Source organism: Streptococcus infantis (assembly GCF_000960085.1).
GTDB classification, from domain to species: domain Bacteria; phylum Bacillota; class Bacilli; order Lactobacillales; family Streptococcaceae; genus Streptococcus; species Streptococcus infantis_C.
In genome coordinates this window covers 20322-47209 of the sequence record NZ_JYGT01000005.1, presented here as the reverse complement: position 1 = coordinate 47209, position 26888 = coordinate 20322, and the positions used below count along the sequence as shown (strand labels likewise).

Below are 26888 nucleotides of genomic sequence, written 5' to 3'. Positions count from 1 at the left end.
TAGAACGCCGGAAGTAGTTGGGGGTTGCCCCCTGTGAGATATGGAAGTCGCTTAGCTCTAGGGAGTTTAGCTCAGCTGGGAGAGCATCTGCCTTACAAGCAGAGGGTCAGCGGTTCGATCCCGTTAACTCCCATAGGTCCCGTAGTGTAGCGGTTATCACGTCGCCCTGTCACGGCGAAGATCGCGGGTTCGATTCCCGTCGGGACCGTAATAACGAAAGTTATTTGACTCGTTAGCTCAGTTGGTAGAGCAATTGACTTTTAATCAATGGGTCACTGGTTCGAGCCCAGTACGGGTCATATTTGCGGGTTTGGCGGAATTGGCAGACGCACCAGATTTAGGATCTGGCGCTTAACGGCGTGGGGGTTCAAGTCCCTTAACCCGCATAATAGAAATTAGCCGGCTTAGCTCAGTTGGTAGAGCATCTGATTTGTAATCAGAGGGTCGCGTGTTCAAGTCATGTAGCCGGCATTTTTTTTAATATAAACCAGAGTCGATGCGAACGTAGTTCAGTGGTAGAACACCACCTTGCCAAGGTGGGGGTCGCGGGTTCGAATCCCGTCGTTCGCTTAGAGAGGCCGGGGTGGCGGAACTGGCAGACGCACAGGACTTAAAATCCTGCGATTGGTAACGATCGTACCGGTTCGATTCCGGTCCTCGGCATATAAAAATGAGCACCCTTAGCTCAACTGGATAGAGTACCTGACTACGAATCAGGCGGTTAGAGGTTCGACTCCTCTAGGGTGCATTACAATTTAATTCGGGAAGTAGCTCAGCTTGGTAGAGTACTTGGTTTGGGACCAAGGTGTCGCAGGTTCGAATCCTGTCTTCCCGATTGGTCAATACTTGATTTGAGGCGATTGCCTTTTTTTTTATTTGTTGAATTTAAATGTAACAATTTCAAATTTATTATTTACCTGTAAATTTCATTACATTTTCTTAAAGGTTTTGTGTTGTTTTCTTTTCAAATACTTATAATTGTTCAAAGGATTATCTAATTGATAGTTCTTTTTTTTTATTTTTGGTATCCTAGTCATATGAAAAGAATCAAAATTGATGTTGTGATTGTTCCTTTAAGCGGACATTTGTATCCAACTATGAATTTATTGCTCCCTCTTTTAGACAATCCTCAATATGAGATACGTTTGTTTACAGGTCCTCAAAAGAAAGCTGTTTGCGAAGCATCTGGTTTTCAAGTAGTTCCCATACTTGAAGATCACATTGAGGAGTTTGAAAGTGCAGCAAATAACTCTGAGCAATTAGGAATTTTATCGGCCTATCATCAACTTTCTGCTAGTATTGATTTAATTAACGTAGTTTCAGATCAATTATTGGATGAGTGGCAAAAGAATCGTCCAGATATTGTTATTGCTGATTTTATAACTTTGTCAGGTGGGCTCGTGGCAAATCAGCTTGGTATTCCTTGGATTACTACCATGGCTACACAATTTGTTTTAGAAACGACTGACGGCCCGCCCTGTCTAATTGGTGGGATGGGGAGTCCCAAGAATGCCTGGGATTCTGCAGTACAATTTTTAGGTAGAAAGGGAACTCGGTTAGTAAAACGGATTGTATCTTTTTCGTTTCGTGATCGTTTAAAGAGATATAATTTTAGACTCTATAATCAGCTGGACCAAGAGACTATTTATTCTCCATATTCAATCCTTGGTATAGGGATGAAAGAAGTAGAGTTAAAAAAGGGATTCCCAGAACACTACAAGTGGGTAGGACCCTCTGGAGCTTCGGTTGAGGTAGGAGAGGATTATCCTTTAGATTTGTCTCCTTTTATGGATCGAAAGAAAGTTTTGGTGACTTGTGGGACACAACTAGCTTGGGCCAAAGAAAATCTTATTTATCAAGCTACGCAACTTGCAAAATCTCATCCTGATTGTCACTTTTTTGTAACTCGTGGTGTAGGTGGAGAGCCCTTCCAATGTGAAAATCTCATGGAGAATCTGTCCGTTGTTTCTTATCTTCCTTACAAAGAATACATTCCTCAGATGGATTATGTGATTCATCATGGTGGGGCTGGGATTTTTTATCAATGTATCATTTATGGTAAACCAGCTTTGATCTTGCCTCATGATTATGACCAATTTGATTATGCCGTTCGTGGTGTGGAAGCGGGTGTTGCACTGACTGCTAATAAAGAGGATACGAGAGCGATTGGCTTAGCCTTTGAGAAATTAATTGCTAAAGAAGATTGGTCAGAATTAGAAATTTTACGCCAGGCTGCACAATCCTATCATCCAACAGAAATTTTGGAAAGCGAAATCCATCGTCTGTTAGCAGATAAGGAGAAAGAATGATGAAAAAAGTATTAGTTACAGGAGCCACTGGTTTCTTGGGTAAATATGTAGTAGAAGAATTAGTTGAACATGGTTATCAGGTTCGAGCTTTTGGTAGAAACAGTAAGGTTGGTCGCTCTTTAGAGAATTCTTCGATTAGTTTTTTTCAGGGTGATTTGACCAAAGCTGATGATGTGCTAGAGGCTTGCAAGGGGATGGATCTGGTTGTTCATGCGGGAGCTCTGTCAACAGTTTGGGGGCCTTGGGAAGATTTTTATCAGGCTAATGTTTTAGGAACCAAATATGTTCTCGAGGCATGTCGTCAAACAGATATTCAACGTTTAGTCTATGTATCCTCACCAAGCGTCTATGCTGCTCCTAAGGATCAGTTGGCTATCAAAGAAAGTGATGCTCCGGAGGAAAATAATCTCAATAATTATATCCGTAGCAAATTGGCTTCGGAGAGACTCTTTAAGGATTATCCAGATGTTCCTAGTATTATCTTGAGGCCTCGGGGGCTGTTTGGAATTGGAGATACCAGCATTTTGCCACGAGTGATTAATCTGAGTCAAAAAATTGGCATTCCTTTGATTGGGGATGGGCGTCAGCTCATGGATATGACTTGTGTGGAAAATGTTGCTCTGGCAATACGGTTAGCCTTAGAAGCTCCAGAAGCCAAAGGTGAGGTTTATAATATTACTAATGGTGAACCGAGGGCTTTTAGAGATTTGCTAGAGGAAAGTTTAACAGGTCTGGGTTATCCAATCAAATATAGAAAAATTCCAGCATCTCTCATATCAGGAATTGCAAGTAGTTTAGAATTTATATACAAGACCTTGAACCTTAAAGGGGAGCCACCTCTAACTCGATATACCTATTACTTACTTCGCTATAGTCAAACGCTGGATATTAGCAAGGCTGAGAGGGAATTGGGGTATCGTCCGAAAATTAGTATTTCAGAAGGGATTGAACAATATGTCCAAGATTATCGAAAGCATTGAGTATTTCCCAGCGGGATATTGTACGAGTTATGCCGGTTTGCTCTTTAAAGGTGTCAAGAATAGAAAGATGACTTTCCCAGCAGGCGTCTTTTTGATCAAACATAGGGATAAAGGATATTTGCTCTATGATACTGGCTATCACTACGATATTAAGACAAAACTTCGTTATGCTTTTTACCGTTTGGGGACGCCCGTTCAAATGACAGAACAGGATCAGATTCCGCACTTGCTGAAAGCTAAAGGAATCAAACCAGAAGAAATCAACTATGTCTTGTTGTCTCATCTACATCCAGATCATTTGGGAGGGGCTAGCTTCTTTCCGAATGCAAACTTTATCCTAACCCAGGAAGTGTATGATGTTTACAAGAAACCCAAACTAAAAGATTTAATTTTTAAAGAATTTTTGCCGAGTGACTTCGAGGAAAGATTGACAGTCATCAAGGCAAATCAGCAAAACTCCAACTTTAATTATCGTTCCACCAATGATCTTTTTGGAGACGGAAGTATCCTGGTAGCTTCTATTGATGGGCATGCTAAGGGTCAAGCCTGTCTCTTTATTCCAGATTATCATCTCTTTATTGCAGCAGACCTTTGCTGGGGAATTGACCTTTTACCCTATACGAAACAGATGCATCTGATTCCTTCTTTGGTGCAAGATAGTAAGGCTGAATATATCAAAGGAACAGAGCTCTTGGAAGAGGTTTTAAAGGATGGAATAGAAGTGCTCGTTAGCCATGACCCTGTAGAAAGGATTGAGCGGATTTTGTATGAAAAAAATAACCTTTCTTAAAACTTTTATCCAAACTCGTTGGCTACATAATTTTAAGTCTCGAGAAGCCTTAGAAAACTATCAGAAAAAGCAGTTGGCTGCCTATATGGACTTTCTCAAACGTGAGTCACCTTATTTCAAAAATGGTGTGCCTCACGACTTTGACCATATGGATAAAGCTTTTATGATGACGCATTTCAACGAACTTAATACTCAAGGAGTGGATCGAGATGAGGCCTTGGCTTTGGCTATCGAAAGTGAGAAGACCCGTAATTTTACAGAACTCAAAGGTGAAATAGCAGTTGGGTTGTCTTCTGGAACATCTGGACACCGGGGACTCTTTATCACAACTGAAAAAGAGCGCAGTATGTGGGCGTCGGCAATTCTAGCCAAGATGTTGCCCAAAGGTCACCTTTTTGGACATCGTATAGCTTTTTTCCTGAGAGCAGATAATGAGCTGTATCAGACCATCAATACGGCGCTCATTCGTTTAGAATACTTTGATATTTTCAAGAATACAGATGAGCATATCGAGCGCCTCAACAATTATCAACCGACCATCGTGGTGGCGCCTGCTTCGATGTTGATTGAATTGAGTAAGCGTCTAAAAGCGGGAGGGCTAAAGATTCAGCCACAAAAAATCGTTTCGGTGGCTGAAATCTTGGAAGATAGTGATAGAGAACGGATTTCTGTGGCTTTTGCACTACCAGTTATTGACCAGGTCTATCAAGCAACAGAAGGTTTTCTAGCTTGTACGTGCTCAGCTGGGAATCTGCATCTCAATGAAGACATTATCTTTGTGGAAAAGCACTACTTGGACGACCGACGTTTTTATCCAGTTATTACTGATTTTAAGCGGAGCAGTCAGCCTGTTTATCGCTATCAGCTCAACGATATCTTAGTTGAAAATCCTGAACCTTGTCCATGTGGATCTCATTATACAAGGATTGACAAGGTTGAAGGGCGTTCTGACGACATCTTCTTTTTTGATGGGAAAGATGGAGGGCAGGTAACGATTTATCCTGACTTTATCAGGCGTTGCATTCTCTTTGTGAAGAATGTCGGAGATTACCAAGTCAAACAACATTCTGAGGAGTTAGTGGAGGTTTGTTTGAGTCGAAGGGATGAGCAATTGGAAACAGCAATTACAGAGCAGTTCCAACTCCTGGCTCAACAAAAAGAGTTTAAAGCACCTGAAATTCGATTTTCAGATTATCATTGGGATACAAGTCGTAAACTCAAGCGTATCCAACGTTTATGAAAGGACAAAAGATTATGACAGAAGCAAAAAGACATGTAGAAATTACAGGCTATGGAGTTTGCCTCCCAAAAAACACAGTGCAATTTAAAGACCAAACGCGTTATCGTGTCCTAGAAAATGAAGAAACACAGCTAGATTTGGCAGAAGCAGCTATCCAAGCTGCGCTTGAAAATGCAAACTTAAGTATTAAAGACATTGATTGCCTTGTATCAGCTAGTGCGGTTGGTGTTCAACCTATTCCGTGTACAGCTGCTTTGATTCATGAGCGCGTGGCAAAAGGATTTTCTATCCCAGCTATGGATATCAATACGACTTGTACAAGTTTTATTTCAGCTCTATCGACGATGTCATATTTGATTGAAGCTGGAGAATACCGTCGTGTTTTGATTGTTTCCAGTGAAGTCGGTAGCTTGGGGCTCAATCCAAAGCAAAAAGAAAGTTATGAACTCTTTGGTGATGGGGCGGCAGCCTTTATTTTCCAAGCAAGTGACAAGGATAAGGGAGTGATAGCAAGCCTTCAACGTACTTGGTCAGAGGGAGCTCACGATACTGAAATCCGTGGAGGTCTGACTTCTTATCAACCAAAAGAGTACTCTGAAGAAACGAAGACCAATTTCATGTTTGATATGAAAGGGAAGAAAATTCTCTTACTTTCTGCTCGTGTCATTCCAGAAATGTTCCAAGAATTCCAAGAGAAATCTGGTATTTCTAAAGATGCTGTAGACTATATTATTCCACACCAAGCTAGTCGAGCATTACCACTTGTCATGGATAAATTAGGAGTTAGCAAAGACAAGTATCTCAATATTGTCAGTGAGTATGGGAATATGGTTTCCGTTGCGGTACCTTTTGGATTGGCCTATGCACTAGATCATGGCTATGTGAAGGAAGGAGATACCATCTTCTTGATGGGAACTGCAGCTGGTATGACGGTCAATATGTTGGCTTTGAAATTGTAAAATAAGAGCAGGCACCTATAAGTGGCCTGCTTTTTAAATTAATTTTAAACGTAGAACTATCGGCCTATACAGAAAAAGCTTGATAAGTTTTATGAAACTAAGTATACTAGAAGGTAACAAGCGTTTTCAGACGTTGAATTAGGGAGTAGACTTAGAAATTGAGAGGGAGATATGGGGACAAGAAAATTTCGATTATTGATGTCCAAGTATGGCTTTAGTATTGCGATAATTCTGATAGAATTATTTGTTATTTTTGGCATTATTCTTTACATGAGTCAGATTGCTCCGCTTGTTTGGGTTTCCCTTGTATTTCTGGTTAGCGTAGCAACTGTTATAGCGATTGTCAATCGTTCTATGTCGCCAGAGAGCAAGGTGACTTGGTTGATTGTGACCTTTGTGCCGGTGTTTGGTCCACTGCTTTATCTCATGTTCGGTGAGAGAAGACTATCAAAAAAAGAACTGAAACAACTACAGGAATTGAATTCTATTGCATTTCATGAGAATAATGGGCGCCAACTCCATTTGCAACTACAGGAGACAGATAAATCAGCTTACGGAATTATCAATGCCTTGCTACATATGGATAGTAATGCAGAAGTCTATGACCAGACAGATTCACAATTTTTCGCAAGTGGCGAGGAAATGTGGCAACAGATGCTGAAGGATCTTAAAAGAGCTGAAAAGTTTATTTTTCTTGAATACTATATTGTCGAAGAGGGCTTGATGTGGGATAGCATGCTCGAAATTCTCGAAGAAAAAGCTGCTCAGGGTGTTGAAGTCAAGATGCTCTATGACGATATTGGTTGTATGGTGACTTTGCCTGGGGATTATACTGTTTATTTGCGGTCTAAAGGAATTGATGCTCATAAGTTTAATAAGGTGATTCCTCGTATGACAGTGGCCTATAACAACCGTGACCATCGTAAAATCTTGGTCATTGATGGGCAGATTTCCTACACTGGTGGGATCAACCTCGCAGACGAATATATCAATCATATTGAACGTTTTGGACACTGGAAAGATAGTGGAATTCGGATAGATGGTCCGGCGACTCAAGCCTTTACCAGACTATTTCTCATGAACTGGTACATCAACCGTGGGGAAATCAGTGACTTTGATCAGTATCATTTGGAAAATCAGACACGGTCTGGTAGTGGTCTTTGTATCCCATACGGTAGTGGACCGAAACCAATCTACCAGATGAAGGTGGGTAAAATTGTCTATCAAAATCTGATTAATCAAGCAGAGGATTTTGTTTATATCACAACGCCTTATCTCATTATCGATTATGATTTAACAGAGGATATAAAGAATGCGGCGATGCGAGGTGTAGATGTGAGAATAGTCACACCCCACATACCAGATAAGAAGCTCATTCAACTTGTAACACGGGGAGCTTATCCAGATCTTTTATCTGCGGGTGTTCGTATTTTTGAATACACACCTGGTTTTATCCATAGTAAGCAAATGATTGTTGATGATCGATTCGCGGCTGTAGGTACGATTAACTTGGATTATCGTAGCTTGGTTCATCACTATGAAAATGCAGTACTACTCTACAAAACAGAGTCAATCGCGGATATTCGCAAAGATTTTGAAGAAATTTTTGAACAATCTCAAGAAATCTTTTCGGATACCATAAATCCTACATGGTATCAAATGATGATTAAAGAAGTAACACAGTTATTTGCACCTATGCTTTAATTGAAAGAGACGGTTTACCGTCTCTTTTTCTGTAAGCAGTTTCCTTGACATCTTATTTATTTTTCGTTATCATATGTCCATATAATATATGGGAGTCTGTGTACAGTCTGAGAGGAAGTGTTAAACTTCGACCGCACCTGATCTGGGTAATGCCAGCGTAGGGAACGATACTTGGCCTAATTTTGCACCTTTTTCATATATGAAAGAGGTTTTTCTTTTTTTCAAAGAAAAACTGTAACTTAGAAGGAGGTTTTAATGAAAGCAAGCATTGCTTTACAAGTCCTGCCCTTATCACAAGGGATTGACCGCATAGCTGTTATTGATCAAGTCATTGCTTATCTGCAAGCTCAAGGAGTGACTATGGTAGTGACACCCTTTGAAACGGTCTTAGAGGGAGACTTTGATCAACTCATGCGCATTCTCAAAGAAGCGTTAGAAGTGGCAGGTCAAGGGGCAGACAATGTTTTTGCCAATGTGAAAATAAATGTAGGAGAGATTTTAAGCATCGATGAGAAACTTGAAAAATATAATGAGACGACATATTAGTCTGCTAGGATTTTTGGGTGTCTTATCTCTTTGGCAGGTAGCGGGTTTGTTAAAACTCTTACCAAAGTTTATCTTGCCGACACCACTTGAAATCCTTCAGTCTTTTGTTCGTGACAGAGAATTTCTCTGGTACCATAGTTGGGCAACGTTAAAGGTTGCCTTGTTAGGTCTGGTATTGGGTGTCTTGATAGCCTGTATCATGGCCGTCCTTATGGATAGTCTGGGCTGGTTAAATGACCTGATTTACCCAATGATGGTGGTTGTCCAGACCATACCGACCATTGCCATAGCTCCTATCCTGGTTTTATGGTTAGGTTATGGAATCTTGCCCAAGATTGTCTTGATTATCTTGACGACAACCTTTCCGATTATTGTCAGTATTTTAGATGGATTTAGGCATTGTGACAAGGACATGCTAACCTTATTTAGTCTGATGCGTGCAAATCCCTGGCAAATCCTGTGGCATTTTAAAATCCCTGTCAGCCTGCCCTACTTTTATGCAGGATTGAGGGTCAGTGTCTCCTACGCCTTTATCACAACAGTGGTATCTGAGTGGTTGGGAGGCTTTGAAGGACTTGGTGTCTACATGATTCAGTCCAAAAAACTGTTTCAGTATGATACTATGTTTGCCATTATTATTCTGGTATCGCTTATCAGCCTTCTGGGTATGAAGCTGGTCGATATCAGTGAAAAATATGTGATTAAATGGAAACGTTCATAGAACAATAACGTTTGAGAAAAAGAAAAGAGGAAATGAAAATGAAGAAAACATGGAAAGTGTTTTTAACGCTTGTGACAGCTCTTGTAGCTGTCGTGCTTGTGGCTTGTGGCCAAGGAACTGCTTCTAAGGATAACAAAGAAGCAGAACTCAAAAAAATTGACTTTATCCTAGACTGGACACCCAATACCAACCATACAGGGCTTTATGTAGCCAAAGAAAAAGGTTATTTCAAAGAAGCTGGAGTGGACGTTGATTTGAAATTACCACCAGAAGAGAGTTCATCTGATTTAGTTATTAACGGTAAGGCACCGTTTGCTATCTACTTCCAAGATTACATGGCTAAGAAATTGGAAAAAGGGGCAGGCATTACCGCCGTTGCAGCAATCGTTGAGCATAATACATCAGGAATTATCTCTCGTAAGTCTGACAATATCAATAGTCCAAAAGATTTGGTTGGTAAGAAATACGGAACCTGGAATGACCCGACTGAGCTTGCTATGTTGAAAACCTTGGTAGAATCTCAAGGTGGAGACTTTGAGAAGGTTGAAAAAGTACCAAATAACGACTCAAACTCTATCACACCGATTGCCAACGGCGTATTTGACTCTGCTTGGATTTATTATGGTTGGGATGGAATCCTTGCCAAATCTCAAGGTGTGGATGCAAACTTTATGTATTTGAAAGACTATGTAAAAGAGTTTGACTACTACTCACCAGTTATCATCGCTAACAACGATTATCTGAAAGACAATAAAGAAGAAGCTCGTAAAGTTATCCAAGCCATCAAAAAAGGCTACCAATATGCCATGGAGCACCCAGAAGAAGCTGCAGATATCCTCATCAAAAATGCACCTGAACTCAAAGATAAACGTGACTTTGTCATCGAATCTCAGAAATACTTGTCAAAAGAATATGCAAGTGACAAGGAAAAATGGGGACAATTTGATGCCGATCGCTGGAATGCCTTCTACAAATGGGATAAGGAAAATGGAATCCTCAAGGAAGACTTGACTGATAAAGGATTTACCAACGAATTTGTAAAATAATGACAGAAATTAGACTAGAACACGTAAGCTATGCCTACGATGATGAAAAGATTTTAGAGGATATTAACCTGCAAGTGACTTCAGGTGAAGTTGTCTCTATCCTAGGCCCCAGTGGTGTAGGAAAGACAACCCTCTTTAACCTGATTGCAGGCATTTTAGAAGTCCAGTCAGGACGAATCATTCTTGACGGAGAGGAAAATCCTAAGGGGCGCGTGAGCTATATGTTACAAAAGGATCTGCTTTTGGAACATAAGACGGTGCTAGGAAATATCATCTTGCCCCTCTTAATTCAAAAGGTAGATAAGGCAGAAGCTATTGCCAAAGCAGATGAAATTCTTGGGACCTTTCAGTTGACGGCTGTAAGGGATAAGTATCCTCATGAACTCAGCGGTGGGATGCGCCAGCGTGTTGCTTTACTCCGTACCTACCTTTTTGGGCACAAGCTCTTTCTTCTAGACGAGGCCTTTAGCGCTTTGGATGAGATGACTAAGATGGAACTTCATGCCTGGTATCTGGAAATTCACAAACAGCTAGGGTTGACGACGCTCATCATCACGCATAGTATCGAGGAGGCCCTTAACCTTAGTGACCGTGTCTATATCTTGAAAAATCGCCCTGGGCAGATTGTATCTGAAATCAAACTTGATTGGTCTGAAGCTGAAGATAAGGAAGTTCAAAAAATTGCCTATAAACGCCAGATATTAGCAGAATTAGGCTTAAATAATTAGAAACATAGAGAGTGGGTGAAGTTTATTTTTTACTTGCTCTCTTTTGTCTATAAATGGAAATTCTGATAGATAAAAAGTGATATAATTGAGGTATGGTGTTGTGATGAAAAAAGATGAAATTAAAAAGTATTTAGATACAGATCTTAAATTTAATGTTAATGGCCGAGGTGCTTGTTTCTTATCGAGCATATGTGTCGTTGGTTATGATTATGAAGGTCGGCAGTTTGATACAATTGATGAAGCTATGGAAGCTAAAGTTTTTGATGGAAAAAGTTTAGTGGATATATGGGATGAAGTTTTTCTACAAATATCTTAAAATAAAAAATATGGACACATTATTGCAATAGATGATAGAAAGAGCATGAATGATGTTAAATAATGAACTACATGACTACAACAAACAAGACTCATCCGATGAAATAGATGAACTCATTACTTCGGAGTCTAATCTTGAAGGGTACAGTGATTTTTACAAAGATAGTGAAGATTCAAAAGTTTGGTGGATTGATAAAATAGATGTTATAGGAGAGATTCTGTTCAGCTTTGATAAGAAAAAAATTTATAACATTTTTCTCGACTATCCTCACAACATGACTGAAGAAGAGGTTAAAATTTTTGATAGCGAGAATCCTTTCTGGAGAGATTTTTTCTCTCGATGATAGAATATGGACTATAGTAGAAAAAACTGTGAAAAATTCACGCTACAAAAAACTTCGGTATACCATTAATAATACCGAAGTTTTATTTTTCTAGACTTTACGAAATATTTCTTAGATTTGATCATAAATAACATACTTTCAAAGGATTTGAAAGCTAGGTGTAACTTTGTTATTATAACATAAATGTAGAATAGAAAACGGAATAAGGCATAGTTTGCTATCGGTAGCGATTTTTAAAACTCAGTATTTTCAAGGATTAAGCCCTAAAAGTTTGACTTATAGAGCTGTAAATGATAGTATAGTCAAAGATAGTCAAAGTTTAAGAAGGAGGTAGCAAGCTATGAAATTTAAAAATACGTCAGACCATATCGAAGCCTATATCAAGGCGATTTTAGAACAATCTGGTATCGTCGAATTGCAACGAAGTCAGCTAGCGGATACCTTTCAAGTCGTACCTAGCCAGATCAACTATGTGATTAAGACTCGTTTTACAGAGAGTAGAGGATATCTAGTTGAGAGTAAACGTGGTGGTGGAGGTTATATTCGCATTGGTCGTATTGAATTCTCTAACCATCATGATATGCTCCGCGATTTGTTGTATTCAGTGGGTGATGAGGTTAACCAAGTCATCTTTGAAGATGTCTTAAGACTCTTAGTCGAACAAGAACTCATGACCCGCCAAGAGATGAATCTATTGTTAGCTATGGGGACAGACCGAATTCTAGGTGAGGAAGCTAATTATATTCGTGCCAATATGCTTCGTCAGTTGTTGCATGAAGTAGATAGAAAAGGAAAATAAAACGACATGAAATATTCAAAAGCATTGAGAGAATGCATCGATAGCGCCTTTCTGGTAGCGAGTCGCTTTGATGCAGATTACCTAGAGTCTTGGCATTTGCTGATTGCCATGGCCAATCATAGCTACAGTGTTGCTGGAGCAACTTTAAATGAATTTCCGTATGAGATTGATCGTTTAGAGGAAGTGGCTGTAGAGTTGACAGAAGCCAACTATAACCACAAGGAAGATTATAAGGAACTCCCATTTTCCTATCGTTTGAACGTCTTGATGTTGGAGGCGGAACATGTTGCTTCGGTGGTACATGCCAAAGCATTGGGAACAGAGCATCTTCTCTACGCTATCTTGCATGATGGCAATGCCCTAGCTACTCGCATTTTGGAAAAAGCAGGATTTTCTTATGAAGACCAGAAAGATCAAGTCAAGATTGCTGGGCTTCGTCGTAGTCTTGAAGCGCGTGCTGGTTGGACAAAGGAAGATTTGAAGGCTCTGCGTCAGCGCCACAGATCAGTAGCAGATAAGCAAAATTCTATGGCAAATATGATGGGTATGCCTCAAACCCCAAGTGGTGGTTTGGAAGATTACACTCATGACCTCACAGAGCAAGCTCGTTCTGGCAAGTTGGAACCAGTCATCGGACGTGACCAAGAAATCTCTCGTATGATCCAAATCTTGAGTCGAAAAACAAAAAATAATCCAGTTCTAGTTGGAGATGCAGGTGTTGGTAAAACAGCTCTGGCACTTGGCCTTGCACAGCGAATTGCCAACGGAAATGTACCTGATGAGATGGCTAAGATGCGAGTCCTAGAACTTGATTTGATGAATGTGGTTGCGGGAACCCGTTTCCGTGGAGACTTTGAAGAACGTATGAACAATATCATCAAAGATATCGAGGAAGACGGTAAGGTTATCCTCTTTATCGATGAGCTTCATACCATTATGGGATCAGGAAGTGGTATTGATTCGACCTTGGATGCGGCTAATATCCTGAAACCTGCCCTAGCGCGTGGAACTCTGAGAACTGTTGGGGCAACCACTCAGGAAGAATACCAAAAACACATCGAAAAAGACGCAGCCCTTTCTCGCCGCTTTGCAAAAGTGATGATTGAGGAACCAAGTGTGGCTGATAGTATGGCTATCTTACAGGGCTTGAAAGCAACTTATGAGAAACACCACCATGTTCAAATTACAGATGATGCAGTCGAAACAGCTGTCAAAATGGCACATCGCTATTTGACTAGTCGTCACTTGCCAGACTCAGCGATTGATCTTTTGGATGAAGCAGCAGCAACTGTCCAAAATAAATCGAAACACGCTAAAAAAGATGAGTCAGGTTTAACACCTGCAGATAAGGCCTTGATGGATGGCAAATGGAAGCAAGCAGCTCAGCTCATTTCAAAAGAACAGGAAGTTCCGGTCTATAAAGATCTAGTAAAAGAGTCTGATATTTTGACAACACTCAGTCGCTTGTCAGGTATTCCAGTTCAAAAATTGACACAAACGGATGCCAAGAAGTATCTCAATCTCGAAACTGAACTTCATAAACGTGTTATCGGGCAGGAACAAGCGGTATCAAGTATCAGTCGTGCCATTCGCCGAAATCAATCGGGTATTCGCAATAACAAACGTCCAATTGGATCCTTTATGTTCCTTGGACCAACAGGTGTTGGTAAAACTGAATTAGCCAAAGCCTTGGCAGAAGTTCTCTTTGATGATGAGTCAGCCCTCATTCGTTTTGACATGAGTGAATACATGGAGAAATTTGCAGCCAGTCGTCTCAATGGCGCACCTCCAGGTTATGTAGGCTACGAAGAAGGTGGAGAGTTGACCGAGAAGGTTCGTAACAAACCATACTCAGTCTTGCTTTTTGATGAGGTAGAAAAGGCACATCCAGATATCTTTAATGTGCTCTTGCAAGTCTTGGATGATGGTGTCTTGACAGACAGTAAGGGTCGCAAGGTTGACTTCTCCAATACCATCATCATCATGACATCAAACCTTGGTGCGACAGCTCTTCGTGATGATAAGACAGTCGGTTTTGGAGCTAAAGATATTCGTTTTGATCAGGAAAATATGGAAAAACGGATGTTCGAAGAATTGAAAAAGGCTTATCGTCCAGAGTTCATCAACCGTATTGATGAAAAAGTAGTCTTCCATAGCTTGTCAAGTCAAGATATGCAGGAAGTGGTTAAGATTATGGTCAAACCATTGATTGCTAGTCTTGCTGAAAAAGGAATTGACTTGAAACTCCAAGCATCTGCCCTTAAACTTCTAGCTCAGAAGGGATATGATCCAGAGATGGGAGCTCGCCCACTGCGCAGAACTCTGCAAACAGAAGTAGAGGACAAACTAGCAGAACTCCTTCTTACAGGTGAACTGAAAGAAGGTAAGACACTTAAGATTGGCGTCAAAGCTGGTCAATTGAAATTTGACATTGTATAAAAACAAGAACTAGGATACTACAGTTACAGTAGAGAGAAACCCTTCATTGCCATCAATGCAGAAAGGAAGTAGAAGATGATGAATCAAACTATTCCAACCGGGATGACAGAAAAAGAGTATTTTGAAGTTCATGCTAGTCAAGCTGAATTCTTAGACTGGTACCACAAGCAAGCACTCCCTCAGTACGAAAAACCAAGCGTGACTGTGGATATGGTAGCCTACTGCTTTGTAGAAGGGGAAATGAAGCTCTTTCTGATTCGTCGGAAGGCACATCCTTTCCAAAATTGTTTAGCGCTAGTTGGCGGATTTATGGATAAAGGGGAAGATGCTGCCCATGCTTGTCAACGTGAGGTAAAAGAAGAAATCAATCTTGAACTTCCACTAGAAAAGATTGAACAGCTAGTGACAGTATTGACTCCTGGCCGTGATCCTAGAGGTTGGACGGTTACCATTGCCCACTTGGTTTACCTACCGAGACAAGCAATTGATCTAGCTAAGGCTGGAGACGATGCAAAAGAAGTCGTTCTTGTAGATGTTGATTTTCACACAGGTAAGTGTTATTTGGATGGAAAAGAACTGGAAGAGAAGGACTTTGCATTTGACCACTTATCCATTATTCAAACATCCATCAAGAAAATTAAAAAAGCTATCGACTATGACCCTTGTTTCCTTTATCTACTAGATGATGAGTTCACAGTGGATGACGGCCTAGCTCTCATTGAGACTCTATGCCCAGAGAAATCCTGTACAAGTGATAGTTTCTTAGAGAAATATGGTCATAGCTTAGAGGAAGTTGGCTTTAAACGGATTCCTCAGAAGGAAGTTATCACTATTTATCGATTAAAATAAAAAGTGAGGTCGGAAAAATTTCCGGCCTCTTTTTGTTGTTATTTTTTGTTTAAGGATGTTTATCTTTTTTAGGATTACTCATAAAACGAATGAATAAATCTTTGTATTTGTATTTCAAATAATGTTCGTGTAAGTACATTAGAGACACATAGACAATCATGAAAATGGCAGTTAAATAGAACAAATCAAATGTTGTTTGAGCGTAATGAGTAGCAACTCCATAAGAAGAGAATGCACCAATGATCAACCAAGGAAGATATGTGTAATATTTCTTTGACATAAACCTACACCTCCGATATCCTATTTCAATTTTATTATAGCACTTCAAGAAAAAAATGCAAGCGATTACACTTTTAAAATATAGCACTTTATCAGGAAGAACTTTTATGTTTTTTTAATTCTTTACGAATAAAAGATATAGGAGGAGTAAGAAGATAAATGTACTAAAAAATAATTCTAAAAAATTTTAGATAAATAGTTGACAGATTCAAAAACAAATATTACAATAATGTTACAAATATATTTCTTAACGTTTCAAAAATGTTACAAAGGAGCATAAAATGAAAAATAAAACTTCTATCAAATTAATGGCCGCAACTGTACTCGCTTCAACATTGCTATTAGGGGCTTGTGGTAATAAGAAAGAAAATACCACAAGTGATAGTTCTAGCAAGACAACACAAGCATCTTCTAGTTCTAAGGCCAGTTCTTCAAGTAAAGATAACAAAACTCAGAAGTCCTCAAGTTCAGCTTCATCAGAAAAAGCTAAGTCCTCTTCTGATCAGTCAACGTCTACCGCTAACCAAACGCAAGCAACACCAGCACCAGAAACAAAACAAAATCAAGAACCTTCTGCTAAGCAAACCCCTTCTCAAGCCCCATCCAATCATCAAGAAACACAAGCAAAACCGAATCAGTCAGCTTATGATCCAGCAACTGATCGTAAACTTCAAGACAAGCAGGCAGAACATAACAAACGTTATAAAGGTGTCTTGACTATGGTGGACAAAGATTTTTCGGCTGCGACTGGAAATTGGAAGGGTACTAATGGCGAAACAATTACAGTTTCACCAAGTGGCCAATTTACAGTAGAATCTGCTGATGGTAAGAAAGAAAACTACTCTATCCAAAGCTATTCTTATACCCTTGATGATGGGAAATACAATGCTGAAGTAGGTGGTGGAAAAGTCATCCAAATTACAACAGGTGCAGATGGTGCGGTATCTAGTGTTGTTCTGCTTCAACCATAGAATCTAGTGTTAAAATTTTTCTCAAAACAAATGAAAACCCGTAATTCAATCGAATTTACGGGTTTTTGTTGCATTTTATGCTTTTTCTAACTGCAATAGTGCTTCAATCTCTGCTAGAGTACTTGCTTGTGAAATAGCGCCACGAAGTTTAGCGGCTCCAGATGTTCCACGGAGATAGTGAGGAGCTAGTCCACGGAATTCACGGACAGCAACCTTTTCTCCCTTGAGATCAATCAAGCGTTTCAAGTGCTCGTAGGCGATTTTCATCTTGTCTTCGAAGGTCAAATCGGGAAGAATTTCCCCTGTTTCAAAGTAGTGATTGATTTGATTGAAGAGGTAAGGATTTCCCATAGCTGCGCGTCCAATCATAACGGCATCAGCACCGACTTCTTCAATACGTTGTTTTGCATCTTGGACAGTGCGGATGTCACCATTAGCGATAAATGGAATCTTAGTCAGAGCTTGAGCAACCTTGTGAAGAGTCTCGAGGTCAGCGTGACCAGTATACATTTGCTCACGGGTACGACCGTGCATAGCAAGGGCAGAAACACCTGCAGCTTCAGCTGCAAGAGCATTTTCTACTGCTAGGGATGGGTCAGACCAGCCAGTACGCATTTTGACAGTGAGAGGGATATCAAGGACTGATTGAACCTTGTTAATGATAGAATAGATCTTGTCTGGATCCTTGAGCCACATAGCACCAGCCTCGTTTTTTACGATTTTATTAACTGGGCAGCCCATGTTGATATCGACGATATCGGTCTTGGTGTTTTCTTGGATGAATTCTGCTGCGCGTGCAAGACTATCTTCGTCGCTTCCGAAAAGCTGGATCGAAACTGGGTTTTCTCCTTCATCGATATGAAGCATGTGAAGAGTCTTTTCATTGTTGTATTGGATTCCTTTGTCAGAGACCATTTCCATAACAACGAGTCCAGCTCCGAGCTCTTTTGCAATAGTGCGGAAGGCAGAGTTGGTTACTCCCGCCATAGGTGCTAAAACGGTACGATTGGGAATCTCAACATTACCAATCATAAAAGGTGTATTAAGATTTGTCACGAATGAGTTCCTCCAGGTCGTTTTCATCAAAGTTGTAAGTAGTTTGACAGAACTGACAAGTAATTTCTGCCCCGTGGTCTTCATCCTTCATTTCTTGTAAATCTGAGCTCGGAAGGCTCGCAAGAGCATCCATAAAGCGTTCTTTGCTACAGTCGCATTGGAAACGAATTTCTTCTTCAGACAGACGTTTGTATGGTTCGTCGCCGTAGATAGCTTTGAGAAGGGCTTCGATATGGTCGTCACTCTCTAGCAGTGTTGAAATGGCTGGCATTTCTTGGATACGTTTTTCAAAACGGGCGATTTCTTCTTCCTTGGCATTTGGCAATACTTGGAGCAAAAAGCCACCAGCAACTTCGACCTTGTCGTCTCCATCTAAAAGGACATTAAGCCCTACAGCTGACGGGGTTTGTTGACTTTCTGTTAAGTAGAAAGCTAGATCTTCGCCAATTTCTCCAGAGATGAGAGGTGTCATGGAATGATATGGATTTCCAGTACCGTAGTCTGTAATCACAAGAAATTGACCATTGCCGACAAAAGGTCCAACGAGGACTTCTCCTGTTGCAGTCTTTTTTATGTCAACTCCAGGGTTTTGAACGTAGCCTTTGACGTTACCCTTGGTATCTGCAACTGTGATAATGGCACCGAGGGAGCTCGTTCCAAGAACCTTGACAGTCAACTTGGTATTTCCTTTTTCATTGGCTGCGAGAATCTGGCTGGCAATGAGGGTCCGACCAAGTGCTACAGTTGAGCTAGCTTGGGTTTGATGTTTTTCTTGAGAAGTGCGGACAGTTTCAGTGCTGTCTAGTACATAAGCACGAAAGGCTCCGCTTTCTGATATAGTTTTAATAATTTTATCCATAGCTACTATTTTAGCATAAAAATGCCCAAAGGGGGAGTGCTGTGTTTGCTGATTCTGAGGATTATTTGGGTTGGAAATTGGAGCAAAACTGAAAAGACAAACAGATTATTTTAGCATTTTTGTATTTTATACTATGTTTGAAGAAGAAAAGGAAAGGGGTAACGAATATATTTAGGAGACTTGATGGGAACAGCTGAGTCAAGTTAATTTTTTACTCTTGAATTTTATATATTTTGTAAATAATGTTGTCTCGTTATTGGGATTTAGTTGTAAGAGTCATTTATTTTTTTATTTTAGGAAATTGGATATTGGAAGTATATAGTTTTTTAATTATGATATAATGAATAAAGTTAATTATCCTTGATAATATGATAGGGACTAATCCTAAAAATGACAAATCAGGAGATGAGAAAAAGAGAAAAGGAGTCCATCTGGTATGAATTATTTTGAGGGGAATGAGTTTTTCCTTCTATTGTTTGTGGTTTTACTGATTGGCTTTGTTTTAAATTGCTTTGGCAAGCGTAAGGATTATTATATTTTAAGTCTGTCAATTCTATTTGCAGGAGCCATCTATGGTAAGAGTAAAGCCATGGTTGTTTATCTATTGGCTTTCATTATCTACCAATATGTCCTAGTTTTCATAGCACAAAGAATGGACTCAAAACGGTTGAAACCTCTAGTTATATTATCCATTTTACCTTTAGTGGTCAATAAAGTCTTTGCTATAACCCAGCTACATTTGTTGGCTTTTATTGGGATTTCCTACATGTCCTTTAAGACCATTCAGATCATGCTAGAAATATCGGATGGTTTAATCAAAGAAAGAATCAGTGTAAAAGATTATCTGCAGTTTCTACTCTTTTTCCCTACAGTTAGTTCTGGACCAATCGATCGTAGCAGAAGATTTCTAAAAGAGATCAACGAAGTCATGCCTAGAAAGGACTACCTAGAGTTAGCAGGGGATGGTATTTATCGCATCGTTTTAGGCCTTCTCTACAAGGTTGTTTTATCAACCTATGTATACCAGATGCTACTTGCTCTAAGTAATACTGGTACAGTTGTCTACTCAATCAAATATATGTACCTGTATACTCTTTATCTGTTCTTTGACTTTGCGGGATATAGTTTGATGGCCGTTGGAAGTAGCAACATTCTAGGTATTCAGACACCGATGAATTTCAATAAACCTTTCTTGAGTATTGATATCAAGGATTTTTGGACTAGATGGCACATCACCTTGTCAACATGGTTGAGAGATTTCGTATTTTCAAGAGTTTTGATGCAGGTTATCAGAAAAAAATGGTTTAAGAATAGATTACACAATGCAGCCTATGCCTATATGGTCAACATGTTGGTTATGGGATTTTGGCATGGAATTAGTGTCAGCTACATCGCTTATGGTTTTTACCATGGAATCTTGATGTCTGGATTTGAAATTTATCAAAAGAAAAGCACTTTTTATAAGAAACATAAAAATAAAACTTGGTACAAGCTAATAAGTTGGTTTGTGACCATGAATTTAGTTATGGTTGGCTTCTTTATCTTTTCAGGTGAACCTTATAAGATAATTATGGCAATTCTAAGTAGATAAAGAGATCTGCTAAAACAAGGAGATTGGACAAAACAAGATGATTAAGTTAAAAGCATTTTTACTTTCGCTTGTGCTCGTAATTGCGACCCTTGCTCTTTTAAATGTGACATATGTCAAGAAGATTGACGACTATTATAAAGTCAAGGACAATAGTATTCGCTACAGCACTTCTTATGAAAAGTATAAAAGTAGAGATATTCTAACAAATAATATCACTCCCAATACACTAGTTCTAATGGGTTCCTCAGAGTTAGTTGCGACGATAAATGAAGATTACCACCCCAATAAAATTTTTAACTACAATGATTTTAATATCATGCAGATAGGAACCAGTTACTCTCAAAATATCATTCAAGCTACGACCTTGAGCTCGATTGAGGGGGCTATGAGTAAGCGAAAAGTAGCCATTGTAGAGTCTGTTCAATGGTTCGAAAAGGATGGGACTCATCAAGACGCCTTCTTAAACAAGGCCTCTCAGGAACATATTTTTCACATGCTAGATAACGAGAAAATCAGTAAGGAAACCAAAGAAAAACTGATTAATCGCATTATTGAGATTACCAAAGGAAACAAACAACAAAATGATATCTATAAAAAGTATAAAAGCTATTTTATAGAAGGAAAAGGAACAATCATTGATAAAAAACTGTTGGAATTAGACAATGCAGTTTACTCTTTTAAGCTTAAGCGAAAATTCTATGAGAATCATGCCAAATCAGACTATCCTGCATTAGGGGATGAAACTCCGGATTATAATTGGGAGCAGATGACAGATCAGTTTGTAGAAGAAGTTAAAAAGAAAACAGATAACAATGATTATGCTGTGGATAATAACTACTACAATACCTACTTGAGAGACCGCTATGCTTCGTTGAAAGATTCTAACAAAGACTTGAGCTACATAGAGTCACCAGAGTATTCAGATATGGAACTCTTCTTGACAGTTGCAAAGGAATTGGGAATTGAAGTTGAAGTCATTATCTTTCCTGTAAATGGTAAATGGAATGATTACACAGGTGTTTCACGAGAAATGCGTGAAGAAACTTACAAAAAAATAGGAAATATTGCCAAAAACCACGGTGCTACTGTGTTAAACTATGGAAATAAAGAGTATGAAGATTACTTTTTATTTGACGTGATGCATGTTGGGGTGAAAGGATGGATGGAAGTTGAAAAAGAACTTTACAAATTTGCAAATGAAACTAACTGACACACATCGTTTACTATTGTGGACCTTGTTTTTCTACACGGTTATTTTAAGCATCGTAATCTACTGTTTTGTGACCGATTTTTCGAATATTCAAGATTTCATCTATAGTGAATTTTAAGATTACATATTATAAAAATCTCTAGGTAAAGGAAATTCCACCGATAAAGTGAGACATAAGATAAGGCTCTATAATATTTATAGTGGGAAAATCCTCTATAGGTAGTATAGAGCCTACTTTGTTATAGCTCCCAATATAATCTATACTGAAAAGCATTTAAGCTATCATTAGAAGGCATCATACGGAACAATTTAATGTTGGTGAAATGTAGTGAAAATGGACGGCAAACAATTGAAAAAATAGTATATAAAGTGGTATAATAGCAGAAAAATAAGTTAGCAAGAAATTGATTTTATTTTAGTTGAAAATTACAGGAATGAAAGGTTTTTCTTGATGAAACAGAGAAAAAAACTCTACCTCTTTCTTGGTCGGACAGCCTTGTATTTTATTGTTTTACTGGGTTTGCTTTATTTCTTTAGTTATCTTGGTCAAGGTCAGGGTGGCTTTATCTACAATGAATTTTAACTTAAAGGAGACTCCTATCCGTGTCAAACCAACCAATTACTGATATGATCGAGACAATTGAATGTTATGCGCAACTACAACCAGACTATCCGGTTTACAATGTCCTTGGTGAGGAACATACCTATGGCCAATTGAAGACTGATTCAGATAGCTTGGCTGCCCACATCGACCAAATGGGACTTCCTGAAAAGTCTCCTGTTGTGGTCTTTGGTGGACAAGAATATGAAATGTTAGCAACCTTTGTGGCCTTGACCAAATCTGGCCATGCTTATATCCCAATTGATAGCCATTCTGCTTTGGAGCGCGTGTCTGCCATTCTTGAAGTGGCTGAGCCAAGCCTGATTATTGCCATCAATGAGTTTCCAATCGAAAACCCAGTTGCTCCAATCATGTCCTTGGAGCAAGTGCGTGAAGCTTATGCGGCTCAGTATGCCTACGATTTGCAACATCCGGTCAAAGGGAATGATAACTACTACATCATCTTTACTTCGGGGACAACCGGAAAGCCAAAAGGAGTGCAGATTTCGCATGATAACTTGCTCAGCTTCACCAACTGGATGATCACAGATAAGGAGTTTGCAACGCCAGAACGTCCGCAAATGTTGGCGCAACCGCCCTATTCCTTTGACTTGTCTGTCATGTACTGGGCACCGACCTTGGCTCTTGGAGGAACCCTTTTTGCCCTCCCATCAGCCATTACTCAAGACTTCAAACAACTCTTTGCGACGATCTTTTCTCTTCCGATTGCTATCTGGACTTCAACACCATCTTTTGCAGATATGGCCATGTTGTCTGAGGATTTCAATGCTGAAAAGATGCCAGGCATCACCCATTTCTACTTTGATGGGGAAGAGTTGACCGTTAAAACCGCTCAGAAATTGCGCGAGCGTTTCCCAAATGCACGCATCATCAATGCCTACGGCCCAACGGAAGCAACTGTAGCTCTTTCGGCTGTAGCCGTAACAGATGAGATGTTAGCTACCTTGAAACGTCTGCCAATCGGTTATACCAAAGAAGATTCTCCGACCTTCATCATTGATGAGGAAGGGAACAAATTGCCAAATGGAGAGCAAGGGGAAATTATCGTGTCTGGACCAGCTGTTTCAAAAGGTTATATGAATAATCCAGAGAAAACAGCAGAAGCCTTCTTCGAATTTGAGGGACTTCCAGCCTATCATACGGGAGATGTCGGAACCATGACAGATGAAGGCCTCCTTCTCTATGGTGGACGGATGGACTTCCAGATCAAGTTTAATGGTTACCGTATCGAACTTGAGGATGTTTCTCAAAACTTAAACAAATCTCAGTACATCGACTCGGCTGTTGCAGTTCCACGTTATAATAAAGATCACAAGGTTCAAAATCTCTTGGCCTATGTCATCTTAAAAGATGGTGTCAAAGAACAATTTGAGCGCGAGATTGATATTACTAAAGCGATCAAGGAAGACTTGGAAGATATTATGATGTCTTACATGATGCCATCTAAGTTCCTCTATCGTGACAGTTTACCGCTCACTCCAAATGGCAAAATTGATATTAAAGGGTTGATTAGCGAGGTAAACAATAGATGATGGAGCTTCTTAAACAGCTTCCTCATATTGAGCCATATGGGAATCCACAGTACTTTTTGTACGTAATTACGGCTACCTTGCCAATCTTTATCGGACTTTTTTTCAAAAAACGTTTTGCCTGGTATGAAATATTGGTTAGTCTCTTCTTTATCGTTACTATGTTGACGGGGGGCAAGACTAATCAAATAGCTGCCTTAGGAATTTATCTGATATGGCAAATATTACTGGTACTTTTTTACAAGCAGTATCGAAAAGTCCAAGATGGCAAATGGATTTTCTACTTGGTGAGTCTATTATCGTTACTTCCCATCATTTTTGTGAAAGTGCAACCGGCTATTAACGGCACACAGTCTTTATTAGGATTTATTGGAATTTCCTATTTGACTTTTCGTTCGGTGGGAATTATTATTGAACTCAGAGATGGAGTCATTAAGGAATTAAAGTTGTGGGAGTATTTACGTTTTCTCCTCTTTATGCCGACATTTTCAAGTGGTCCCATTGATCGTTTCAAACGTTTTAATGAAAATTATCAGACGATTCCAGAGCGCGATGAGTTGATGGATATGCTAGCCGAGTCCGTTCGGTATATCATGTGGGGATTTCTGTATAAATTTATTCTAGCTCATATTTTAGGCGAGATTTTATTGCCACCGCTAAAAAATCTAGCTTTGCAGACAGGTGGTTTCTTTAACTATTATGTGGTGGCAGTTATGTATACATTTGGTTTGGAGCTCTTCTTTGATTTTGCGGGTTATTCTATGTTTGCTTTGGCGATTTCAAATCTGATGGGAATTCGTAGTCCAATCAACTTCAACAAACCTTTCTTGTCGAGAGATTTGAAAGAGTTTTGGAATCGTTGGCACATGAGTTTATCTTTCTGGTTCCGTGACTTTGTCTTCATGCGTATGGTTATGTTGATGACCAGAAAGAAATTGTTTAAGAATCGAAATGTGACTTCAAGTATTGCCTATATCCTGAACATGCTCCTTATGGGCTTCTGGCATGGGATAACATGGTTTTATATCGCTTACGGATTCTTTCATGGGATAGGCTTAGTGATGAATGATGCCTGGGTTAGGAAGAAAAAAACGCTCAATAAAGAACGTAAGAAAGCAGGGCGAGCTCCCTTGCCTGAAAATCGTTGGGTTCAGTTACTTGGCATGGTGATAACCTTCCATGTCGTGATGGTTTCATTCTTAATCTTTTCTGGATTTTTGAATGATTTATGGTTTAAAAAATAAAAGGAATTAAAAAATGGATATCAAATCAGAAGTTATTGAAATTATTGATGAATTATTTATGGAAGATGTATCTGACATGATGGATGAGGATCTTTTTGACGCAGGTGTCTTGGATAGTATGGGAACAGTTGAATTGATCGTGGAAATCGAAAATCGCTTTGATATTCGTGTCCCAGTTACAGAATTTGGTCGTGACGACTGGAATACAGCTAATAAAATCGTAGCAGGGATTACGGAGTTAAAGAATGCTTAAACGCCTGTGGTTAATCTTCGGGCCCATTCTTATTGCAGGTTTATTGGTTCTTCTACTCATTTTTTTCTATCCTAGTAGTAAGAGTCATAATCTCATGGAGGAAAAATACTCTGCCGCTTCGATAAGTGCAGAAAGCTTTAAGGAAAGAAGCCAAAAAGTGAGAGCTCTCACGGATCCTAATATACGTTTTATACCCTTTTTGGGTTCGAGTGAATGGATTCGTTTTGATAGCATGCATCCAGGAGTATTAGCTGAAAAGTATAATCGCCCCTATCGTCCTTATTTTATGGGACAGGCAGGAGCAGCTTCTCTTAGTCAATACTTTGGGCTGCAACAAATCACACCTGAGCTTAAAAATAAACAAGCTGTATTTGTAATCTCTCCACAGTGGTTTACAAAAGAGGATCATGATCCGACTATTTTTCAAACATATTTTAATAATGATCAGTTGACTGCCTTTTTGGAGAATCAATCTGGGGATGTTGCCTCTCAATATGCGGCTAGTAGAATCTTAAAGCTAAATCCAAGAGTTCCGATGAAAGGAATTGTTGAGAAACTGGCTAATAATGAACAGTTGTCAGACTTTGATCAAACGATGGTAAATCTCTCTGCCGAATTCAATGAAAGACAAGCTGCCCTTTTTGGTCAATTCTCTATTCGAGGCCAATTAAAGTTTAAAGATCATATTGAAAAATATTTGAATAGCCTCCCGGATCAATTTTCGTATGAAGAATTGGAAAATATTGCACGTAAGGACGCAGAAGCAAATACGACCAATAATGATTTGGGAATGGAGAATCACTTCTACAATACTCAACTAAAGAAGGATTTGAAAAAGTGGGAAGGGTATCAAAAAAATTACAACTTCCTTCAGTCAAGGGAATACAATGATTTACAGTTAGTGCTCGATCAATTTGCAAAATCTAAGGTCAATGTGCTCTTTGTCTTTCAACCTGTCAATAAAAAATGGATGGATTATACAGGTTTGAGTGAGGAGATGTATCAACACTCTGTCGAAAAAATTCGTTACCAGTTGGAGAGTCAAGGTTTCACCAATATTGCTGATTTTTCAAAAAACGGTGGAGATCCCTACTTTGTTAAGGATACGATTCATATTGGTTGGTTAGGCTGGTTGGCGTTTGACAAGGTTGTAAATCCTTTTTTGAGTAATCCAACAACAGCTCCTAATTACCAAATGAATGATCGATTTTTCAGTCAGGATTGGGCAAATTACGATGGGAATATTAAAGATTTTCAATAAATAGCAACAGAGCCTGAACCTTGGTTTGGGCTTTTTGTAATCAATGAATTTTGGGTAAAGGTCAGTATAGTAGTGAAGTTTCTATTTGAATGAAGGAAGTAAAAAGTCTGTAGAGGAAATGAAAACATATCAGATGTTTTCATCTTTTTTTCTTGACTTTTAACTGGGATGTGATATACTTAACTGGTAAAGAAATGAAGTAAAAATCTTGTATTTTAAAGTAATTCTGTTCTGAGAAAGGAGC

26 protein-coding genes and 9 tRNA genes are annotated in these 26888 nt (G+C 39.3%); 32 read left to right on the top strand and 3 right to left on the bottom strand.

Translation table 11 applies throughout. The features are described 5' to 3' along the window. The first annotated feature begins 60 nt into the window (after positions 1-60). From TZ94_RS02175 to TZ94_RS02060, 24 genes are all read left to right on the top strand, one after another. Positions 61-133: transfer RNA gene (locus TZ94_RS02175), tRNA-Val, on the top strand. 2 nt (positions 134-135) lie between these two features. Next, a tRNA-Asp gene (locus TZ94_RS02170) sits at positions 136-208 on the top strand. Between the two features lie 18 nt (positions 209-226). After that, positions 227-299 (top strand) — tRNA-Lys (locus tag TZ94_RS02165). A gap of 5 nt (positions 300-304) precedes the next feature. Beyond that, positions 305-386: transfer RNA gene (locus tag TZ94_RS02160), tRNA-Leu, on the top strand. Between the two features lie 12 nt (positions 387-398). Then, a tRNA-Thr gene (locus tag TZ94_RS02155) sits at positions 399-471 on the top strand. Between the two features lie 27 nt (positions 472-498). Further along, positions 499-570, top strand: a tRNA-Gly gene (locus tag TZ94_RS02150). 7 nt (positions 571-577) lie between these two features. Next, a tRNA-Leu gene (locus TZ94_RS02145) sits at positions 578-663 on the top strand. A gap of 11 nt (positions 664-674) precedes the next feature. Continuing rightward, positions 675-748, top strand: a tRNA-Arg gene (locus TZ94_RS02140). Positions 749-761: 13 nt separating this feature from the next. Then, positions 762-835: transfer RNA gene (locus TZ94_RS02135), tRNA-Pro, on the top strand. 202 nt (positions 836-1037) lie between these two features. Further along, entirely contained in the window at positions 1038-2309 is a 1272-nt protein-coding gene (locus TZ94_RS02130) for a glycosyltransferase (protein WP_045613728.1), read from the top strand. Then, complete coding sequence (locus TZ94_RS02125; protein ID WP_045613731.1) at positions 2309-3289, top strand: NAD-dependent epimerase/dehydratase family protein; 981 nt, start codon at positions 2309-2311, stop codon at positions 3287-3289. The genes TZ94_RS02130 and TZ94_RS02125 overlap by 1 nt, the downstream gene beginning before the upstream one ends. After that, positions 3264-4079: an MBL fold metallo-hydrolase gene (locus TZ94_RS02120; RefSeq protein ID WP_045613726.1), complete on the top strand. Its 816-nt coding sequence runs from the start codon at positions 3264-3266 to the stop codon at positions 4077-4079. Before TZ94_RS02125 ends, TZ94_RS02120 begins: the two co-directional genes overlap by 26 nt. Then, complete coding sequence (locus tag TZ94_RS02115) at positions 4057-5319, top strand: F390 synthetase-related protein (RefSeq protein ID WP_045613724.1); 1263 nt, start codon at positions 4057-4059, stop codon at positions 5317-5319. Before TZ94_RS02120 ends, TZ94_RS02115 begins: the two co-directional genes overlap by 23 nt. 14 nt (positions 5320-5333) lie before the next feature. Then, positions 5334-6278: a 3-oxoacyl-[acyl-carrier-protein] synthase III C-terminal domain-containing protein gene (locus TZ94_RS02110; protein WP_045613722.1), complete on the top strand. Its 945-nt coding sequence runs from the start codon at positions 5334-5336 to the stop codon at positions 6276-6278. 171 nt (positions 6279-6449) lie between these two features. Further along, positions 6450-7982: a cardiolipin synthase gene (gene cls, locus TZ94_RS02105; RefSeq protein WP_045613720.1), complete on the top strand. Its 1533-nt coding sequence runs from the start codon at positions 6450-6452 to the stop codon at positions 7980-7982. A 255-nt stretch (positions 7983-8237) separates the two neighbouring features. Next, on the top strand, positions 8238-8528 hold the full coding sequence (locus TZ94_RS02100) for a thiamine-binding protein (protein ID WP_045613718.1): 291 nt from the start codon (positions 8238-8240) through the stop codon (positions 8526-8528). Beyond that, positions 8491-9249, top strand: coding sequence for an ABC transporter permease (locus TZ94_RS02095; RefSeq protein ID WP_045613716.1), 759 nt, complete (start codon positions 8491-8493; stop codon positions 9247-9249). Before TZ94_RS02100 ends, TZ94_RS02095 begins: the two co-directional genes overlap by 38 nt. Positions 9250-9287: 38 nt before the next feature. After that, entirely contained in the window at positions 9288-10295 is a 1008-nt protein-coding gene (locus TZ94_RS02090; RefSeq protein ID WP_045613714.1) for an ABC transporter substrate-binding protein, read from the top strand. Then, the gene (locus TZ94_RS02085) at positions 10295-11023 is read left to right on the top strand and encodes an ABC transporter ATP-binding protein (RefSeq protein ID WP_045613712.1); all 729 of its coding nucleotides are present in this window, start codon (positions 10295-10297) and stop codon (positions 11021-11023) included. Before TZ94_RS02090 ends, TZ94_RS02085 begins: the two co-directional genes overlap by 1 nt. A gap of 103 nt (positions 11024-11126) precedes the next feature. Next, positions 11127-11339, top strand: coding sequence for a hypothetical protein (locus tag TZ94_RS02080; RefSeq protein WP_045613710.1), 213 nt, complete (start codon positions 11127-11129; stop codon positions 11337-11339). 49 nt (positions 11340-11388) lie between these two features. Then, positions 11389-11682, top strand: coding sequence for a DUF7675 family protein (locus tag TZ94_RS02075; RefSeq protein WP_052689729.1), 294 nt, complete (start codon positions 11389-11391; stop codon positions 11680-11682). A gap of 340 nt (positions 11683-12022) precedes the next feature. Then, positions 12023-12481 carry a CtsR family transcriptional regulator gene (locus TZ94_RS02070; RefSeq protein WP_006147752.1) on the top strand — a complete coding sequence of 153 codons (459 nt, stop codon included), beginning with the start codon at positions 12023-12025 and terminating at the stop codon, positions 12479-12481. A 6-nt stretch (positions 12482-12487) separates the two neighbouring features. Beyond that, the gene (locus TZ94_RS02065; protein WP_045613706.1) at positions 12488-14920 is read left to right on the top strand and encodes an ATP-dependent Clp protease ATP-binding subunit; all 2433 of its coding nucleotides are present in this window, start codon (positions 12488-12490) and stop codon (positions 14918-14920) included. Positions 14921-14995: 75 nt separating this feature from the next. Beyond that, complete coding sequence (locus TZ94_RS02060) at positions 14996-15769, top strand: NUDIX domain-containing protein (protein ID WP_045613704.1); 774 nt, start codon at positions 14996-14998, stop codon at positions 15767-15769. Between the two features lie 49 nt (positions 15770-15818). Here TZ94_RS02060 and TZ94_RS02055 read toward each other — a convergent pair whose 3' ends face one another. Further along, complete coding sequence (locus tag TZ94_RS02055) at positions 15819-16049, bottom strand: hypothetical protein (protein ID WP_045613702.1); 231 nt, start codon at positions 16047-16049, stop codon at positions 15819-15821. Positions 16050-16329: 280 nt separating this feature from the next. Here TZ94_RS02055 and TZ94_RS02050 point away from each other — a divergent pair, with 280 nt between their 5' ends. Continuing rightward, entirely contained in the window at positions 16330-17019 is a 690-nt protein-coding gene (locus TZ94_RS02050) for a hypothetical protein (RefSeq protein WP_045613700.1), read from the top strand. 75 nt (positions 17020-17094) lie between these two features. Here the strand turns inward: TZ94_RS02050 and dusB are convergent, their stop codons facing one another. Continuing rightward, positions 17095-18075, bottom strand: coding sequence for a tRNA dihydrouridine synthase DusB (gene dusB, locus TZ94_RS02045; protein WP_045613698.1), 981 nt, complete (start codon positions 18073-18075; stop codon positions 17095-17097). Next, positions 18062-18934, bottom strand: coding sequence for an Hsp33 family molecular chaperone HslO (gene hslO, locus TZ94_RS02040; RefSeq protein ID WP_045613696.1), 873 nt, complete (start codon positions 18932-18934; stop codon positions 18062-18064). Before hslO ends, dusB begins: the two co-directional genes overlap by 14 nt. Before the next feature lie 436 nt (positions 18935-19370). On the opposite strand from hslO, the gene dltB (TZ94_RS02035) reads away from it, so the two are divergent. From dltB (TZ94_RS02035) to dltD (TZ94_RS02005), 7 genes are all read left to right on the top strand, one after another. Then, entirely contained in the window at positions 19371-20525 is a 1155-nt protein-coding gene (dltB, locus tag TZ94_RS02035) for a D-alanyl-lipoteichoic acid biosynthesis protein DltB (RefSeq protein WP_045613694.1), read from the top strand. 37 nt (positions 20526-20562) lie between these two features. Continuing rightward, entirely contained in the window at positions 20563-21735 is a 1173-nt protein-coding gene (gene dltD, locus TZ94_RS02030) for a D-alanyl-lipoteichoic acid biosynthesis protein DltD (RefSeq protein WP_045613692.1), read from the top strand. A gap of 451 nt (positions 21736-22186) precedes the next feature. Then, on the top strand, positions 22187-22318 hold the full coding sequence (locus TZ94_RS02025) for a teichoic acid D-Ala incorporation-associated protein DltX (protein ID WP_045613690.1): 132 nt from the start codon (positions 22187-22189) through the stop codon (positions 22316-22318). Between the two features lie 20 nt (positions 22319-22338). Then, positions 22339-23889 carry a D-alanine--poly(phosphoribitol) ligase subunit DltA gene (dltA, locus tag TZ94_RS02020; RefSeq protein ID WP_045613687.1) on the top strand — a complete coding sequence of 517 codons (1551 nt, stop codon included), beginning with the start codon at positions 22339-22341 and terminating at the stop codon, positions 23887-23889. Beyond that, positions 23886-25130: a D-alanyl-lipoteichoic acid biosynthesis protein DltB gene (dltB, locus tag TZ94_RS02015; protein WP_045613685.1), complete on the top strand. Its 1245-nt coding sequence runs from the start codon at positions 23886-23888 to the stop codon at positions 25128-25130. The genes dltA and dltB (TZ94_RS02015) overlap by 4 nt, the downstream gene beginning before the upstream one ends. Before the next feature lie 13 nt (positions 25131-25143). Beyond that, the gene (gene dltC / locus TZ94_RS02010; protein WP_000351968.1) at positions 25144-25383 is read left to right on the top strand and encodes a D-alanine--poly(phosphoribitol) ligase subunit DltC; all 240 of its coding nucleotides are present in this window, start codon (positions 25144-25146) and stop codon (positions 25381-25383) included. Then, positions 25376-26644 (top strand): D-alanyl-lipoteichoic acid biosynthesis protein DltD, encoded by a 1269-nt coding sequence (gene dltD, locus TZ94_RS02005; protein WP_045613684.1) that lies wholly within the window; start codon positions 25376-25378, stop codon positions 26642-26644. Before dltC ends, dltD (TZ94_RS02005) begins: the two co-directional genes overlap by 8 nt. The last annotated feature ends 244 nt before the right edge of the window (positions 26645-26888 follow it).